At 75.1% G+C, this 16,217-nt stretch carries 13 protein-coding genes; 7 read left to right on the top strand and 6 right to left on the bottom strand.

The genetic code is table 11. The features are described from left to right. Positions 1–52: 52 nt before the first annotated feature. The 4 genes from IEZ31_RS03645 to IEZ31_RS03630 are packed head-to-tail and all read right to left on the bottom strand — an operon-like array spanning position 53 to position 7,205. Complete coding sequence (locus tag IEZ31_RS03645; RefSeq protein WP_190248257.1) at positions 53–2,419, bottom strand: DUF5682 family protein; 2,367 nt, start codon at positions 2,417–2,419, stop codon at positions 53–55. Between the two features lie 3 nt (positions 2,420–2,422). Beyond that, a complete protein-coding gene (locus tag IEZ31_RS03640; RefSeq protein WP_190248256.1) occupies positions 2,423–3,526 on the bottom strand; it encodes an ATP-binding protein in 1,104 nt (367 codons plus the stop codon). Next, on the bottom strand, positions 3,523–6,858 hold the full coding sequence (locus IEZ31_RS03635) for a DUF4132 domain-containing protein (protein WP_190248255.1): 3,336 nt from the start codon (positions 6,856–6,858) through the stop codon (positions 3,523–3,525). The genes IEZ31_RS03640 and IEZ31_RS03635 overlap by 4 nt, the downstream gene beginning before the upstream one ends. Continuing rightward, positions 6,855–7,205: a hypothetical protein gene (locus tag IEZ31_RS03630; protein ID WP_190248254.1), complete on the bottom strand. Its 351-nt coding sequence runs from the start codon at positions 7,203–7,205 to the stop codon at positions 6,855–6,857. Before IEZ31_RS03630 ends, IEZ31_RS03635 begins: the two co-directional genes overlap by 4 nt. Positions 7,206–7,454: 249 nt before the next feature. Here IEZ31_RS03630 and IEZ31_RS03625 point away from each other — a divergent pair, with 249 nt between their 5' ends. Continuing rightward, the gene (locus tag IEZ31_RS03625) at positions 7,455–7,772 is read left to right on the top strand and encodes an MmcQ/YjbR family DNA-binding protein (RefSeq protein WP_190248253.1); all 318 of its coding nucleotides are present in this window, start codon (positions 7,455–7,457) and stop codon (positions 7,770–7,772) included. A gap of 49 nt (positions 7,773–7,821) precedes the next feature. Here the strand turns inward: IEZ31_RS03625 and IEZ31_RS58125 are convergent, their stop codons facing one another. Then, positions 7,822–7,944, bottom strand: a complete 123-nt coding sequence (locus IEZ31_RS58125; RefSeq protein ID WP_268241644.1) for a hypothetical protein — start codon at positions 7,942–7,944, stop codon at positions 7,822–7,824. 159 nt (positions 7,945–8,103) lie between these two features. Between IEZ31_RS58125 and IEZ31_RS03620 the strand changes: the two genes are divergently transcribed. The 6 genes from IEZ31_RS03620 to IEZ31_RS03595 all read left to right on the top strand — a co-directional run bounded on the left by IEZ31_RS03620 (position 8,104) and on the right by IEZ31_RS03595 (position 14,354). Further along, positions 8,104–9,915, top strand: a complete 1,812-nt coding sequence (locus IEZ31_RS03620) for an AfsR/SARP family transcriptional regulator (RefSeq protein ID WP_190248252.1) — start codon at positions 8,104–8,106, stop codon at positions 9,913–9,915. 182 nt (positions 9,916–10,097) lie between these two features. Then, positions 10,098–10,853 (top strand): NUDIX hydrolase, encoded by a 756-nt coding sequence (locus tag IEZ31_RS03615; protein WP_190248251.1) that lies wholly within the window; start codon positions 10,098–10,100, stop codon positions 10,851–10,853. Beyond that, complete coding sequence (locus tag IEZ31_RS03610; protein WP_190248250.1) at positions 10,850–11,800, top strand: lipopolysaccharide kinase InaA family protein; 951 nt, start codon at positions 10,850–10,852, stop codon at positions 11,798–11,800. Before IEZ31_RS03615 ends, IEZ31_RS03610 begins: the two co-directional genes overlap by 4 nt. A 12-nt stretch (positions 11,801–11,812) precedes the next feature. Further along, positions 11,813–12,778: a hypothetical protein gene (locus IEZ31_RS03605; RefSeq protein ID WP_190248249.1), complete on the top strand. Its 966-nt coding sequence runs from the start codon at positions 11,813–11,815 to the stop codon at positions 12,776–12,778. Between the two features lie 8 nt (positions 12,779–12,786). Further along, positions 12,787–13,983: an adenylosuccinate synthetase gene (locus tag IEZ31_RS03600; protein WP_190248364.1), complete on the top strand. Its 1,197-nt coding sequence runs from the start codon at positions 12,787–12,789 to the stop codon at positions 13,981–13,983. A gap of 11 nt (positions 13,984–13,994) precedes the next feature. Next, positions 13,995–14,354: a hypothetical protein gene (locus tag IEZ31_RS03595; protein WP_190248248.1), complete on the top strand. Its 360-nt coding sequence runs from the start codon at positions 13,995–13,997 to the stop codon at positions 14,352–14,354. Positions 14,355–14,443: 89 nt separating this feature from the next. Here IEZ31_RS03595 and IEZ31_RS03590 read toward each other — a convergent pair whose 3' ends face one another. Next, positions 14,444–16,168, bottom strand: coding sequence for a DEAD/DEAH box helicase (locus tag IEZ31_RS03590; protein WP_190248247.1), 1,725 nt, complete (start codon positions 16,166–16,168; stop codon positions 14,444–14,446). Positions 16,169–16,217 lie beyond the last annotated feature (49 nt).

Below are 16,217 nucleotides of genomic sequence, written 5' to 3'. Positions count from 1 at the left end.
TGCGCGGGCTCGCCGAGGACGAGCCGCCACCGTTCCAGCGACGGGTCGGGGGTCACAGCAGTCCCTCCCGGGCCAGGGCCGCGTCGACCCGCGCCTCGAGCGCGGCCGCGGCGGCGATGCGCTGCGGGTCGGCGCCGACCCGCAGCAGGGCGCGGCCCGGGACGCCGGTGCCGCCGAGGCCGCGCCGCTCCAGCAGCCGGGTCGCGAGCACCTCCCGCTCGCGCGGCGGGAAGTACGCGAACGCCTGCCGCAGCGACGGCAGCGCCACGAGGAAGTCGTCGTCGCCCAGCCCCGACACGAGCTCGTCGAGGACGGCCAGCACCCCGTCGGCGTGCAGGACCTCCTCCCGGGCCAGCGCGAACAGGCCGGCGAGCCAGTCGCCGGCCACCGCCGGTCCGCCGGCGCCGCGCACGGTCCGCTCCGGGTCCGCCGCGCCGGCGACCGACCACGCGAAGCCGAACGCGGCGCCCCGCAGGTCGGGCGGCGCCTCGCGGTCCGCCGCGATCCGGTCCATGACGGCGAGCGCGGCCTCCCGGTCGAGGCCGAGCGCGCGCCCCGCGTGGACGGTCGCGTCCCGCGCGGCGACGAGAGCGTCGATCCGGGCCGGCTCGGCCGGTGCGCTGCCGCCGCGCACGCCCTCGGCGAGCCAGAGCACCCGCTGGTGCGCGGCCGCGACGACGGCCGCGAGCGCCGCGCTGCCCGCGGTGCCGAGCAGCCCGTCGTGGCGCCACAGCGCGAGGACCACGGCGAGGAGCCGGCCGACCCCGTCGAGCTGCGCCGCCGCGGCGACGGCCTGGTCGAGGTCGCGCAGGACCCGCTCGGAGACCTGGTCCGTGCCGCAGAGGGCCGCGTCGAACAGCGCCCCCGCGAGCCGTTCGGTGTCGCCGCGTCCGGTGGTGAGACGCTCCGCCAGCACCGCCGTGGCCGCCTCTTCGAGGGTCGCGCCGTAGCCACCCGCCTCGATGAGCGCGACCAGCCGGTGCTCGTGGTCGGCGACCGCCCACTCCTCCTCCAGGACGGGATCGATGCCGGTCGAGGGCCCGCGCAGCCGCTGGAAGCCCGGGATGCCGAGCACCCGCAGCCGGTGCAGCAGGCGGCTGCGGCGCAGTCCGTCCGCCGAGGTGAGGGCGATCGCGACGGTACCGCCGCCGCCCGCACCCCGCCGTCCCGCCCCGTGCGGCTCGGCTCCCCCCGGCGTCAGCCCCTCCCGCTCCAGCTCGGCGACGGCGTGGTGGACGAGCGGCGGCAGCGGCGTGTCCGGGTGCAGGCGGCCGACCCGGTCACCGCTGAGGGCCGCCACCATCTCCACGACGACCGGATGGGTGCCGGCCCGCAGCCGCCCGCGGGTGGCCCACGGCAGCGGCTCGTCGAGCGCGTCGTGGACGAGTGCGGCCGCCAGCCCGTCGAGCACGTCGGCGCGGCCGGGGTGGCGGTGGCCGCGCACGAGCGCCAGGCCGGCGGCCGCGGCCCGGGCCGCGACGAGGTCGGCCGTGGACGCCCGCTGCCGCCGCTCCCGGAGCCGGCCGACGACGGCCTGCACGAGGTCGTCGGCGGCCCGCTGTGGCCCGGCGTCCCACAGCCGCTGGTAATACTCCGGCGACGGCATCCCCGACTGGTACCCGTCGAAGGCGTCGAGCCGGCGGAACGAGTACGGCACCAGGTAGCTGCCGCCGGTCGCCCCGTCCGGCAGGCTCGGCACCGCGGGCCAGCCGGCGTCGCCGCCCCCGCCTGCGCCGCCCCCGCCGTCCGCGGCCTTGGCGTCTTGAGCGCCGGCGGTGAGGCGGATCAGGGCCGGGCGGTGGAAGCCGCCCGTCACCACGACGACCGGCCGGTCGCCCGCGTCGGCGGCCGCCGCGCGGATCCAGCGCGCCATGTAGGCCTCGCGGGTCTCGTCGCCCCGGCTCGCCGCCGACTCCCCGCGCAGCAGGTCGAAGTAGGCGGCGAGCCGCTCGGCGAGCCCGTCCGGTGCCTCGCCGGTCGACTCGATCTCGAACAGGTGGTCCCACAGCGTGTCGACGTTGTCGACCGCGAACGCCACGCACAGCCGCTCGACCACGTCCGCGTACCGCTGCTCGGCGTCGGCGTACCGGTTCTCCCGGTCGGCGAGCGCCTCGTGCCACGCCGGCAGGTCGATGAACCGGACCTGCGCGCCCGCGTCGCGGCCGGCGCGCAGCGCCACCCACTCGGGCGAGTACGCACAGAACGGCGCCCACGACCCCGCGTGCCGCTCGGCGTCGCGGTAGCCGCTGAACACCGCGACCGGCAGGTCGTGGCCGAGCAGCAGCTCGTCGACGCGGTCGTTCATGTCGGCCGGCCCCTCGACGAGCACATGGACCGGCCGCAGGCGGTCGATCGTGCCGGCGACCAGCCGGGCACAGGCCGGGCTGTGGTGCCGGACCCCGATGAAGGTGACGGCCATGGCTCAGCCCGGCAGCTGGCGGCGCGCGGCGTGCAGCGCCTTCCACTGGGCACCGGACCGGCCGGAGACCTGCTGTTCCAGATACCGCCGCAGCTTCGCCAGATCCTCCGGGCTGTCCTTCGCCGCCGTGCCGGCGAGGCAGGCCACGAAGTCCTCGGCGTTGCCGGCCTCGCCGCGCAGGAACCACCCGCGCAGCCCGACCGCGTGCGCGACGGAGACGGCCTCGGCGGTGCTCATCACCGAGGAGAGCCGGTCCATCGTGTCGCCCCGCGCCGACTGCCCGGTGCGCAGCTCCCGGAACGTCGTGACCAGCACCTCGAGCACGTCGCGGCGCGGCGCGGCGGCGACGCCCGAGCGGCGCAGCAGTGCCCCGGCCTCGGCCTCGACGAGCGCCAGCTCCGTCGTGAAGTCGGCGATCGGGAAGACCGTCTCGAAGTTGAACCGCCGCTTGAGCGCGGCGCTCATCTCGTTGACGCCGCGGTCGCGGGTGTTCGCGGTCGCGATGACGTTGAACCCGTCGCGGGCGAACACCATCGCGCCCGGCCCGGTCAGCTCCGGAATCGCCATGACCCGGTCGGACAGCGGCGAGAGCAGGCTGTCCTGCACCTCCAGCGGGCAGCGGGTGATCTCCTCGAACCGCACGACCCGGCCCTCGGCCATTCCGCGCAGCAGCGGCGCCCGCACAAGCGCCCGCTCCGACGGCCCCTCGGCGACGAGCAGCGCGTAGTTCCACGAGTACTTGATCTGGTCCTCGGTCGTCGCCGCGCCGCCCTGGATCGTCAGCGTCGACACGCCGCTGACGGCGGCGGCGAGCAGCTCCGACAGCAGGGACTTGGCGGTGCCCGGCTCGCCGACGAGCATGAGCCCCCGGCTCGTCGCGAGCGCCACGAGCGCGCGGTCGATGAGCGACGGGTCACCGACGAACTTCCGGCTCACCCCGAGGTCCGGGTCGCCGACGATGAACCGCCGCGCCGCGGTCAGGCTGAGCGCCCAGCCGGGCGGCCGGGGCCCGGTGTCGGCGTCGCGCAGCCGGGCGAGCTCGTCGGCGAACCGCACCTCGGCCGGCGGCCGCTGGACTCCGTCGGTCAGTTCCTCGACGACGCTCACTGCACGACCTCCCGCAGGTCCCGGATGATCTCGGACATGGTCACCGGGTCGAGCCCGTCGAGCCGGTGCCGGTGCTCCCGGCTCCACGCGCTCTCACCGGCGCCGCGAATGTACACACCACCGAGCTGCTGGTCGGGCATCATCGTGATCTCGCCGACGACGATGCCGGGCTCGATGTCGAGCACCAGCACGGCTCCGCCCGGCAGGTCACGCTCCATCGAGTCCTGCACGCCGGCGTCCATCGGCTCGGCCCGCCGCCAGCCGCGCCGCTCCAGCCCGATGACCTTCGTCGTCGGGACCTTCATCCCGCTGTACCGCGTGAAGACCGTCGAACGCAGCTCCTCCTCGCTCGCGGCGTGCGTCTCGCGGCCGAGCTGCGGGAAGGGTTGCAGGATCTCGTAGTCGGCGAACAGCTCCGCCCACGCCGGCCCGGTCGCGCCGAGCTGCAGCGGGTGCGCCACCCCGACCACCGCGTCCTCGGCGACGGTGACCGTCTCGTCGTCGAGGTCGGCGAGGCTGCGGTCCTCGGCCACGCGCAGCGCCGTGACGACCGCGCCCGCCGTGTCGTAGGTGGCCCACACGAGGCGCCGCGCGACGTGCCACACGAGCGGGTGCCCCACGATCAGCTCGCGGAACTCGGCGCCGGCCCACCGCCGCTGCCACACCATGGCCCGCTCGAACCGGCGGATCTGGTCGCCGGCCACGGTGCGCACGTCCTTCTTCAGCCCCGCGAACCGCCGCTCCGCGGCCGGGGCGAGCTCGGGGTCGTCCTTCGCGCCGGGCTTCGGCAGTGCGGCGCGCCGTTTGCCGTCCTCGTCGGCGACGAACGGCTTGAGCTGCTCGTCGAAGCCGACCACGAACCGCCGCGGGCCGTAGTCGAGCACGAGCGTGCCGCCGGCCTCCAGCCCGAAGTCGGGCACGAGCCGGTCGGCGAGCTGCTCGGGCGTGAGCCGGAGCTCGGCGGCGACCTCGGCGATCTTCTCCGCGGCGCGCTCCTTCAGGCCCTTGAACTTCACCTTCTCCGAGATGCCGTGCAGGTGCATCAACGCCACGTCGGTGCCGATCTCGGCGAGCACGTCCAGCCCGGCGACGGCGCGGGCGTGGCCGCCCTCGCCGGGCCAGGCGCGGATGACCGGGGCGAGGCGCCGCACGGTGCCGTCGTCGCCGAGCAGCGCCTGCGCGTCGAGCACCCAGCCCTCCTTCGAGGGCGAGCCCGCCAGCTGCCACGCCTCGAACAGCGACCACGCGAACTCCGCGAGCGACGCCGGGTCGCACGCCTCCCGCAGCACGGCGATCCCCGCATACGGCTCGCCGATCCGCGACATCGCCAGCATCATGAGCACGGGCCGGACCGCGCCGGCCGGCAACGAACCGGCGCCGCCGGCCAGCTCGGGCGCGGTGAGCAGCGCCGGGTCGGCCCAGTCGGGCAGCGTCGGCAGCTTCGCCGGCAGCGCTTCGAGCGGGTCGGCGTCGAGCAGCGCCGCGATGCCGCCCGCGGCCTCCGCCCCGTGGTCGCGGGCCACGCCCTCGATGACGCCGCGGTGCCCGGCCGCCGCGACCGCCCGCAGGGCGCGCTCGGCCGACCGGCGGGCGGCGCCGGGCTTGGCGAGCGCCGCCGGCACCAGCGCGCGGGCGGCCGCCTCCGGGTGCCGCTGCAGCCAGGCGGCCGCGACGGCCCGGACCGACTTGAGCCGCGCGAACCACATTGCCATCAGCTCCGCGACCTCGGGCCCGGTGAACGGCAGCAGCGCCTTCGCCCCGTTGAGCGGGCTGCGCCGCGCCGCGTCGACGATCATCGGGAAGGCGACAAGCTCGTGGCGGGCGGCGAGCAGGCCCAGCCACTCGTCGCCGTCCCACAGGTCCCCCGGCCGCCACTGCGGCAGCAGCGAGCGGACCAGCTCGTCCGACCCGCGGACGAACAGCCCGACCTCCTCCCAGGTCGAGGTGCGCCCCGCCCGATACCGCACCTCGATGTCGGCCAGGTCGCGCAGGTTGCCGTAGTGCACCGGCCGGCGGGACCAGGCGTCGCGCTCGCCGGGAGCCCAGTCGACGGCGGGCGCGTCGGTGCACGCGGGCACCGCGACGACGACCGGCCTCGCCGCCGTGCGCCCGGCGGCCCACGGCGGCGACACGAGCAGCGGCGGCAGCGCCTCGGCGGGGGCCTCCCGAGCGGCGGCCAGCCGCGCCGACACCGCGCGGATGCGCTCCGCCGGCCCGGCGGGCAGCGCCGCCGCGACCTCGTCGGCGAGGTCGCGGTGCTTGGCGATGTGGGCCCGCAGGTAGGTGTTCACGGCCGCCGACGCGGGCCCGGCCGCGAGCAGCCGCATCGCCCGGCGCGGGAACCGGTCGGCGGCCTCCAGCAGGGCCGCCGCGACGTACCGGTCGTCGGCCCGCGCCAGCAGGGCCCCGAACGCGTCGTCGGTCGGGATGGCCGCGATCGCGCCGAACAGCGACCGCGACTCGGCGTCGGTGCCGTAGGCGTCGGCGAGCTCCAACAGCGCCGGCAGGCCGCCGGCCCCGAGCCCTTCGGCCAGGGTGTGCACCCGGGTCAGCGACGACCTGACCCGGTAGTCCAGGTGGTTGCGCTGCGTCAGCGTCGTGAGCTGGCCGGGCTCGGTGATCGCACCGACCAGGAGCAGCTGGATCCAGTCGCCGTGCAGCGCGCCGTGGGCCGAGACGTCGTGCGACACCCAGTCCCGCCGCTGCGGTGCGAGGAACGACGCCGTGGCGAGCTGGTGCGGCCGCAGCGGCAGCTCCCGCGCGGCGGCCAGGGCGGCGACGGCGGCGGCGTGCTCGTCGTCGGACGCGGCGGCCATCGCGGTGCGCAGCCGTTGCAGCACGAGCGTCGTGCCGTCGATCTCCCAGCCGGCGGACGGGGTGTTGGCGCCGTAACGTCCCACGTGGCCGACCCCCATGGTCTGGACGCGGCCCCGCGGGTGGGGGTGCTTGAGGTCGACGAGCTCGACGGCCGCCCGCACGGCGAACGGCAGCCCGCGCGTGGCGACCCACCCGTCGGCGAACGCGGAGCTGATCGCCGAGCTCCACCGGTCCGACGGGCCGACCGCGGTGACGGCGACGGCCGCGGCGCCCAGCGGCGTGCTGAGCGGGTCGCCGTCGAGGTGGGCGAGCCCCTCCGCGCGGACGTCGGCCGGGGTGTGCTGCTGCGCCAGGGCCCGCCGCGACAGGGATTCAGGGTCGTCGGGCTGGGTGTGCTCCGCCACGACGGCGGCCCAGTTGGCCCCCGGCCGCCACGCCACTGGCAGGCCGCCGCGCCGCGGCACGATGCTGCGCTGCCAGGACGCGGGGGTGACATACGTGTCCTCGGTGCTCACGGTGCTGTCTCCTCATCATCACGGATGATCTCGGACGCGACGACGGGGTCGAGGTCGCCCAGGCGGACGTGGTCGGCCCCGTCGAGGTCGGTGCCCCAGACGGCCGCGACCGTCTGTTCCGGCACGGCGGTCGGGTCGTGATGCACCAGGCCGGGCTCGATCCGGGCGACTGGCCGGGTCGAGCCCGGCGACTTGCGAACGAGCGCGTCGTCGGCGAGCAGCCGGGCAACGGCGTCGGGCCAGCCGGGGTCAGCGCGGTAACCCACCGGGGCGCCCTGCCGTGGGTGGATGTGGCGGTGCCATGCGGGCGGCACGACGAAGACGTCCTCTGGTGGCGTCGTGTCCATGGGGGTGCCTCCTGGGCTCGGCCGGTCCATCCCGACGGGCGACACCATAGCGACGCCCCCCGACAAATTCCCGATCGGCGGGTCGCACGCTGCGGCAACGCAAGATCGAACGGCTCAGCGCCACCCATTGATCATGAAGGACTCAAAAGGGGAAAATCGGATCCCCGGAAAAGTGTCGGACCCTCCTGTTACACCAGAGTCATGGGGATCCGAACCGGACGAGGGGTGAGCGTCGAAGAGGCGCTCCGGATGGTTCTTACGTTGCCCGAGGTCGAGCCGCGGCAGCACGGCAACCACCTCGGGTTCCGCGTGCGCGACCAGGGCTTCGCCTACCTGTGCGCGGACGACAGCACGATGCTGGTCAAGGCCACGCGGGAGGAGCAGGCGGCGTTGATCGAGGACGACCCGCGGGCCTACAAGAAGGCGCGCACGTGGGGCCGGATCGGCTGGGTCCAGGTGCGATTACGCAAGGCGCACGAGGATGAGGTCGCGGACCTCATCACCGAGGCGTGGCGGATGACGGCGCCGCCGCAGATCGTGGCGAGCGCCGGCCTCACGGTGATCTGACGAGAGGGGGTCTCAGCGAAGAGCGGAGAGGATTGTCGGCGCGGGATCGTCAGCGCAGCGCGGACAGGATGGTCGTCGTCAGGCCGGCCGTGAGCGCGGCCAGGAGGGCGATCGCGAGCACGAGCCGCCAGGTGAACCTGGCGGTGTGACCGGCCGCGGCAAAGATCTTCATGGTGCGCAGGGGACCACGCGCACCTGACGGCGGGCTGTGGTCCGGCTGAAGCCGCCTGAAGCCGGCTGAACGACGGTCCGCGCCGGACGATGGCGGTCGGCGCCGGGCCAGGGGGTGCAAGGGCTCAGGTCCGCGGGGTGGCTGCCGATCGCGGCGGGCGTGGACGTGGACGTGCGGGTGCTCGGGCGGATCGAGGTCGTCGAGCGGCTGGGCGACGGGCCGGGGCCGGCGCGGCGGGTGACCGGAGACGACCTGCCGCGGCGGGCGCGGCAGGTGCTCGGGGTGCTGGCCGCGCGGCACGACCGCGTGCAGTCGAAGGACGCGCTCGCCGACGCGGTCTGGGGCGAGGACCTGCCCGGCAACCACGCGGCGGCGTTGGAGCACTACGTGTCGGTGCTGCGGCGCACGCTGCAGCCGGGCGTGCCGACGGCACGGTCGTTCATCGTGACGCGCGCCGGGGGGTACCTGTTCGCGACCGACCGGGCCCGCCTCGACCTCGCCGAGCTGCGCACCGCGGTCCGGCTCGCGGAGGCGCAGCCGGGGCGGGCCGACGTGCGGGAGCTCATCGTGCGGCTGGCGGTGGACCTGCCGTTCGGCGAGGACGAGTACGCGGAGTGGGCCGCGCCCGCCCGGGCCGAGGTGCGCGCCGCCGTCGTCGGGGCGCTGCTCGACCTGGCCGAGGCGGAGGCCGCGACCGGCGCCGATCCGGCCCGCGTGCAGCGGTTGGCCCGGGACGCGATCGAGCTCGAGCCGTTCGCCGAGCGCGCCTACCGGATGGGCATGCGGGCGAGCGCGGCGCTGGGCCGGCCGGACGAGGTGGTCCGGTGGTACGACCAGTGCCGCCGCGCCCTCGACCAGGAGCTCGGCATCGCGCCGTCGGCCGAGACCGCGGCCCTGCTCGCGCAGCTGCGGGACAACCCGGCCCCGGTCCACGACCGCCGCCGCGGCGACCGCCGCCGCCCGGTCCCTGCCCCCGCGCCGGAGCCGGAGGGGATGCGCGGACCGGCCGACGCCGGGCGGCTGGCCGTCGTCCGGGAGCTGCCCACCGTCCCGGCCCCGAGCGAGCGCGCACCGCACCGGCCCCCATCGAGCGAGGCCGAGTCGCATCGGCCCGCATCGTCCTTCCTGGGGCGGGAAGCAGAGCTGCGGGTGCTCGCGCACGGGCCCGGGATCGTGCACGTCGTCGGGCCGGCTGGCGCCGGGAAGTCGGCGGCCCTCGGGCGCCTGCGGGAGACGGAGCGGGCGACCGTCGGGCTCGGCAAGGGGCCCGGGCCCGGCGGCGCGTTGCGGCTCGGGTGGCTGCGGACCGTCCTGCGACAGCTGCACGCGCCCGCCGACGCCGTGCTCGACGCCGCCATGGCCGAGCGGCGGCATCTCACCCCGGGCGAGCTCGACGACATCGCGGAGCGGATCGAAGGCAAGACCGTCGCCGTCGACGACGCCGAGCACCTCGACGCCGACTCCGTCGCCGAGCTGCGCTGGTTACGGGAGCGCGGGGTGCGGGTCGTGGTCTCGTACCGGTACCCGTCCGGGATCGCCGGGCGGCCGCTCGGGGAGCTCGGCGCCGACCTCGTCCTGCGGCTCGCCCCGCTCGGGGCCGCCGAGCTCGACCCCGCGACGCTCGAGCGCAGCGGCGGCATCCCGGCGCTCGTCGAACCCGGGCCGGCCGCCGAGGAGGCCGCCATGCACCTCGCCCGGCAACGAACCCGGTGGATGCCGCCCGCCGCCTGGGAGATCCTCCGGCTCACCGCCGCGCTCGGGTCGCTGCGGGTCGAGCAGGTCGCGGCGGTCGGCGGGTTCGACGTCGACGAGGTGCTCGCCGCCGTCGACCAGCTCGTCCACGCCCACCTGCTGGCCGAGGGCCCCGGCGGGCACGTCCGCCACCGCAGCGGCCTGGTCAGGAACGCGGTCGCCGCCCAGATCTCCGCCGCTCACGGCCACCAGCTGCGCACCCGCCTGACCGCCGGTTAAACGCCGCATAACCGAAATATCGGATATGTCAGGCGCGTCAGCGCCGGACATATCCGGCCTCCGGTGAGAGGAGGGCGACACACAAACCCCGTTGCCACCGGACCGTACCCGCACTATGGTTCTTCTCAACACGAGTAAGACTCAGAACGAGAAAGACTCGAACCGAGAAGGACCAGGGACCAGTGGACGAAGCCGAGTTCCTCGCCAGCTACGACCCGCGCGCCTACCCGCCCGTGGCGGTGACCGTCGACGTCGTCGCCTTCACCATCCGCCAGGACGAGCTCACCGTCCTGCTCGTGCGCCGCGCCTGCCCGCCGAGCGAGGGCATGTGGGCCCTGCCGGGCGGCTTCGTCCGCGAGTGGGAGGACCTGCCCACGGCCGCGGCCCGGGAGCTGGCCGAGGAGACCGGCGTCGCCACCGCGCACCGCCGGCTGCACCTGGAGCAGCTCGGCACCTACGGCGCGCCCGACCGCGACCCGCGGATGCGCGTCGTCTCGGTCGCCTACCTGGCGTTCGCCCCGCACCTGCCCGACCCCGTCCCCGGCAGCGACGCCCGGGTGGCCGCGTGGACCCCGGTCGGCGAGGCCACCGACTCGACGTACGGATTGGCCTTCGACCACGCCACGATCCTGGCCGACGGCCTGGAGCGGGCCCGGTCGAAGCTCGAGTACACGCCGCTGGCCACGAAGTTCGTCGGCGAGGAGTTCACGGTCGCCGAGCTGCGGGCCGTCTACGAGATCGTGTGGGGCGAACCCCTGCACGCCGGCAACTTCCACCGCAAGGTGCTGTCGGTGCCCGGCTTCGTGGAGAGCACCGGCGGGGTGACCGAGCGGGGCGGCGCCCGCGGCGGTCCCCGGGCCAAGCTCTACCGCGCGGGCGACGCCCGGCTGCTGCACCCGGCCCTGCTGATGCCGAGCCGGGAGGAGACGGTGCGATGACCCCGCTGGAGGCGATCGCGCTCGTCGAGACGGCCTCCGCCGAGGAGCTCTTCGGCGGCGACGACCCGGCCCGGCAGTACCGCAGACTCGCCCGCCTCACCCATCCCGACACCGCCGGCCCGGGAGGGGCCCGGGCCTTCGCGCGGCTCGCCGAGCTGTGGCACAGCCGGGGCACGATCCGCAGCCCGAACGGGCGGTACTCGACGGGCCAGAAGGCCTTCGAGGGCGATCTCGCCAACCTCTACAGGATCCCCGAGGGCCACCTGAAGCTGGTGCGCGACCCGTCGTGCAACGACCTCATGGCCCGCGAGGCGAAGGCCCTGCGCCGGCTCGCCGAGCGCGGCGACCCGCGATACCTCCCCTATGTCCCGCGGCTCGTGGACAGCTTCCGCCACAAGGACGCCGGCCTGGTCCGGCGGGCCAACGTCATCGCCATCTCGGCCGGGAAGCCGACGCACAGCCTGGCCGAGGTCCAGGCCCGCCGGACGGACGGGCTCGACCCGCGCGACGCCGCGTGGATGTGGCGGCGGCTGCTCGTCGCGCTCGGCCTGGCGCACCGGGCCGGCGTCGTGCACGGCGCGGTCCTGCCGGAGCACGTCCTCATCCAGGCCGACGACCACGGCGTGATCCTCGTCGACTGGTGCTACAGCGCCGCGGAGCCGGGCGAGCGCATCGCCGCGATCGTGCCGCGCCACCGCGACCACTACCCGCCCGAGGTGCTCGCGAAGGAGACCCCGGGCCCGTTCACCGACCTGGCCATGGCCGCCCGGCTCATGGCCGACCTGATGGGCGACCGCGCACCGCAGCCGCTGCGCCGGTTCGCCGACGGCTGCCGGCTCGCCTCGCCGCGCCAGCGCCCCGACGACGCGTGGCGGCTGCTGGCGGAGCTCGACGAGCTGCTGCACCGCCTGTACGGCCCGCGCAAATACCGACCGTTCACGCTGTAAAGGAGAACCATCATGGGAAGCGGGATCTGGTCCACCGACGTCTACGACGCCGCCGACCGCTACCGGCGCACCACCGGCACGAGCGCCTTCGCGTACAGCGACTCCGGCGCCCGCAGTACCCACAAGAACCTCGACCCGAAGGGGGTCAGCGTCCGCGAGAGCCGGGACTCGGACGAGCACCCGAACTCGGTCGCCATCGCGGTGCTGTTCGACGTGACGGGCTCGATGGGTGGCGTGCCCCGGGTCCTGCAGCAGAAGCTGCCCCAGCTCCTCGGCCTGTTGTTGCGCAAGGGGTACTGCACCGACCCGCAGATCCTGTTCGGCGCGATCGGCGACGCCACGTGCGACCGCGCGCCGCTGCAGGTCGGGCAGTTCGAGTCGGACAACCGGCTCGACGAGGACCTCGGCCGCATCCTGCTGGAGGGTGGCGGCGGCGGGCAGATGACCGAGTCCTACGAGCTGGCGATGTACTTCATGGCCCGCCGCACCAGCATCGACTGCTACGAGAAGCGCGGCCGCCGCGGCTACCTGTTCATCATCGGCGACGAGCAGGCGTACCGGAAGGTGAAGCCGAACGAGGTCAAGCACGTGATCGGCGACAAGCTGGCCGAGCCGATCGCCCTGCGGGCCATGGTGGACGAGCTGCGCCAGATGTACGACACGTACTACATCCTGCCGGCGGGCGCCTCGTACGCGGGGAACTCGACGATCCTCGACTTCTGGCGCGACCTGCTCGGCCAGAACGTCATCGAGCTCGACGACCTCGACGCGGTGTGCGAGACGATCGCGCTCACCGTCGGGCTCGGCGAGGACGCGATCGACCTCGACGAGGGCCTCGACGACCTGCGCGACCTCGGCTCGGCGTCAACCACCACGGTCGGCAAGGCGCTCGCCCGCATCGGCGGCGACCGCGGCCCGGTCGCGACCGGCGCCGCCCCGGCCGACCTGGCCGCGCCCGCGGCGGTGGAACGGCTGTAGTGCACGTCATCGTCGTCGACCTCGGCTTCGGGGACTGCGGCAAGGGCACCGTCGTCGACTGGCTGTGCGCCACGCGCGACGTCCACACCGTCGTGCGGTTCAACGGCGGTGCCCAGGCGGCCCACACGGTGGTGCTCGCCGACGGCCGCAAGCACACGTTCGCGCAGTTCGGGTCGGGCACCCTGCGGGGCGTGCGCACGCACCTGTCCCGGTTCACGGTGGTCGACCCGCTCGCGCTCGTCACCGAGGCCGAGCACCTGACCGCGCTCGGCGTGCCGGACGTGTGGCGCCTCCTCACGGTCGACCGGTCGGCGCTGATCTCAACGCCGTACCACCGCGAGGCCAACCGGGCCAAGGAACGCGCCCGGGGCACGGCCCGCCACGGTTCGTGCGGGATGGGCGTCGGCGAGTGCATGGCGTACGCGCTGGCCCATCCGGGCGACGCCGTGCGCGCCGGTGACTGCCTCGACCCGCCGGAGCTGCGGCGCAAGCTCGCCCTGCTGCGCGAGCGCCTCGGCGCCGGCGGGCCGCCGGTCGACGCCTGCGTCCGGGCCTACGAGGGGTTCGCGGCGACGGTGACGACGGTCGACGGCATGCGCTTCGACGACGGCCCCTGCGTGTTCGAGGGTGCCCAAGGTGTACTGCTGGACGAGTGGCACGGCTTCCACCCGTACACGACCTGGAGCACGACGACGTTCGCGAACGCCCTCGAACTGCTCGGCGGCCGCCCGGCGTACCGGCTCGGCGTCCTGCGGACGATCACCACCCGGCACGGGGCCGGTCCGCTGGTCACCGAGGACCCCGGGCTCGGGATCACCGACCCGAACAACCCGGCCAACCCGTGGCAGGGAGCGTTCCGGGTCGGGCACTTCGACGCCGTCGCCCACCGGTACGCGCTGGACGTCGCGGGCGGCGCCGACGGGCTGGCGCTCACGCACCTCGACCTGCCCGTCGACCGGATGTGCACGAGCTACGGCGGGGTGACGCTGCGGCCGGGGCCGCCCGGCGACCTCGCGCGGCAGGCACGTCTGACGCACTCGCTCGGGCGCGCCGACCCACGGTACACGAGCGTCACCGACTGGAAGTCGGCCGTGGAGGACACGCTCGGCGTGCCCGTGGTGGTGCAGTCGTGGGGTCCGACGGCTGAGGACAAGACGACCCTGCACCTCAGCCGCACCACAGCCGCACCTCAGCCCGTCGTGTGACGCTGCCGGCCATGGGACTGGCACGCGAGGCGTTCACCGCACTCACCGTGGCGACCGCGGCCGGGCTGGCGATCGGCGGCGTGCTGGGCACCGCCGCCCCCACGCCCGCCGACGCGTCCGGGTCGGTGGCGGTGCCGGCCGTCCGGGTGACCAGCGTGGACGTGCTGGGCACCGACCGGCTGGAGGTCACGCTCCGCTTCACCGACCGTCCGGTGGTGCCGTTCACGGTCACCGCGGACGGCGTGGCGCTGCCTTCGCGGGGCCCGGCCGTGCGGAACGGCGCCGCCGAGACCCTGGTCTTCGACGCGCCGCCCCCGGACGCCGCGCTGGCCGTCGTCCTCCCGGACGGCGCTGTCGTCGCCGTCCCCTGACCTCGTCGATCTTGCACCCGTGGTGCCAGGACGCTCCGTGAATGTCCGGGTTTGTCAGGCACCACAACTGCAAGATCGACGCCAAGGGGTCAGGGGCGGGCGCGCTCGCGGCGGACCACCGGGCGGCGGCCCTTCAGGGTCGTGCGGCGCAGCGTGTCGATCACCTCGTCCACGGCGTTGTCCGGCACCTCGACCAGCGCGAACCGGTCGGCGATCTCGATCGCGCCGATGTCGCGGCCGGTCAGGCTCGACTCGCCGGTGATCGCGCCGACCAGGTCCTGCGGGCGGATGCCGGCGCTGCGGCCGGCCCCGACGAACAGCCGGGTCATCCCGCCGGCCGGGAGGCGCCGCTCGCGGCCCCGGCCGCCCCGGCCGTCGGCGTCGCGGACACTGACCCGCCGCCCGGGCCGCTCCCCCGGCCGCTCCCCGTCGCGCTCGCGCGGCGCGCGGAGGGTGACGTCGGGGATCTCCTCCTCGTCGGTCTCGCCGCCGCCGCCCGACTCGTGGGCCAGCTTCACGGCGGCGAACGCGATCTCCATGAGGTCGAACTCGTCCGTGAGCGTCTCCACGACCACCCGGAAGCGCTCCAGGTCGCGGTCGGCGATGAGGCTCTCGTGCAGCGCCGCACGGGTCAGCTCCAGTCGCCGGGCCCGCAGGTCGGCGACGGTCGGCACCTTCTCGATCGCGATCCGCTGCTTGGTGATCCGCTCGATGGTCTTGAGCATTCGGTGCTCGCGCGGCTCCGCGAGGGTGATGGCGACGCCCTCGCGGCCGGCCCGGCCGACCCGGCCGATGCGGTGCACGTAGGACTCCGGGGCCGAGGGCACGTCGTAGTTGACCACGTGCGTGAGGTGCTCGACGTCCAGCCCGCGGGCGGCGACGTCGGTCGCCACGAGCAGGTCGGCGGTGCCGTTGCGCAGCCGGGCCATCACCCGGTCGCGCTGCTCCTGGCCCATGCCGCCGTGGAGGGCCTCGGCGCGGTACCCCCGCCCGTTCAGCGTCTCGGTGAGCTGGTCGACCTCGTCGCGCGTGCGGCAGAACACGATCGCCGCGCCCGGCGCCTCGACGTCGAGGACGCGCCCCAGGGCCGCCGGCTTGTACGCCCGGCTCACGACGTAGGCGACCTGGCGGACCAGCGGCGCCTCGCCCGCGGGAGTGGGCTCGCGGCCGATCTGGATGCGGATGGGGTCCTTGAGGTGGCTGCGGGCGAGGCCCTCGATCCGCGGCGGCATCGTCGCGGAGAACAGCACCGTCTGCCGGTCCTCCGGGGTCTCCTGCAGGATCGCCTCGATGTCCTCGGCGAAGCCCATGTCGAGCATCTCGTCGGCCTCGTCGAGCACCACGACGCGCAGGTCGTGCAGGCGCATCGTGCCCCGGCCGATGTGGTCGAGGGCCCGGCCGGGCGTGGCGACCACCACGTCGACGCCCTGCTCCAGGGCACGCAGCTGCCGGCCGATCGGCTGGCCGCCGTAGATGGGCACGACGCGGGTGCCGATCTCCCGGCCGTACCGATGGATCGCCTCCGACACCTGGACCGCCAGCTCGCGGGTGGGCACCAGGACCAGCGCCGACGGGTTGTCACCCCCGGGTGCGGGCATGTTCTGCAGCAGCGGCAGCGCGAACGCGGCGGTCTTGCCGGTGCCGGTCGCCGCCTGGCCGAGCAGGTCGCGGCCGGCCAGCATGGGCGGGATCGCCTCGCGCTGGATCGGCGTGGGCTCCTCGTAGCCGAGCCCGGTGAGCGCTTTGAGCAGCTCGTCGCGCAGGCCGAGGTCCGCGAAGCCGGTGGTGTCCTCTTCGTCTGTGCTCGCGGTCACGGCGGTGCTCCTCGCTCGGCGATTTTACTAAGCATCCCAGGCGGGCAGT

It is taken from the genome of Dactylosporangium sucinum, from assembly GCF_014647515.1.
Taxonomy (GTDB): Bacteria; Actinomycetota; Actinomycetes; order Mycobacteriales; family Micromonosporaceae; genus Dactylosporangium; species Dactylosporangium sucinum.
This window is presented reverse-complemented; position numbering and strand designations above follow the sequence as displayed.

Bases quoted from the DNA above. Each gene is read 5' to 3' on its own strand.
- IEZ31_RS03645 (WP_190248257.1), bottom strand. From the start codon at position 2,419: ATGGCCGTCACCTTCATCGGGGTCCGGCACCACAGCCCGGCCTGTGCC.
- IEZ31_RS03630 (WP_190248254.1), bottom strand. From the start codon at position 7,205: ATGGACACGACGCCACCAGAGGACGTCTTCGTCGTGCCGCCCGCATGG.
- IEZ31_RS03625 (WP_190248253.1), top strand. From the start codon at position 7,455: ATGGTTCTTACGTTGCCCGAGGTCGAGCCGCGGCAGCACGGCAACCAC.
- IEZ31_RS58125 (WP_268241644.1), bottom strand. From the start codon at position 7,944: ATGAAGATCTTTGCCGCGGCCGGTCACACCGCCAGGTTCACCTGGCGG.
- IEZ31_RS03610 (WP_190248250.1), top strand. From the start codon at position 10,850: ATGACCCCGCTGGAGGCGATCGCGCTCGTCGAGACGGCCTCCGCCGAG.
- IEZ31_RS03605 (WP_190248249.1), top strand. From the start codon at position 11,813: ATGGGAAGCGGGATCTGGTCCACCGACGTCTACGACGCCGCCGACCGC.
- IEZ31_RS03595 (WP_190248248.1), top strand. From the start codon at position 13,995: ATGGGACTGGCACGCGAGGCGTTCACCGCACTCACCGTGGCGACCGCG.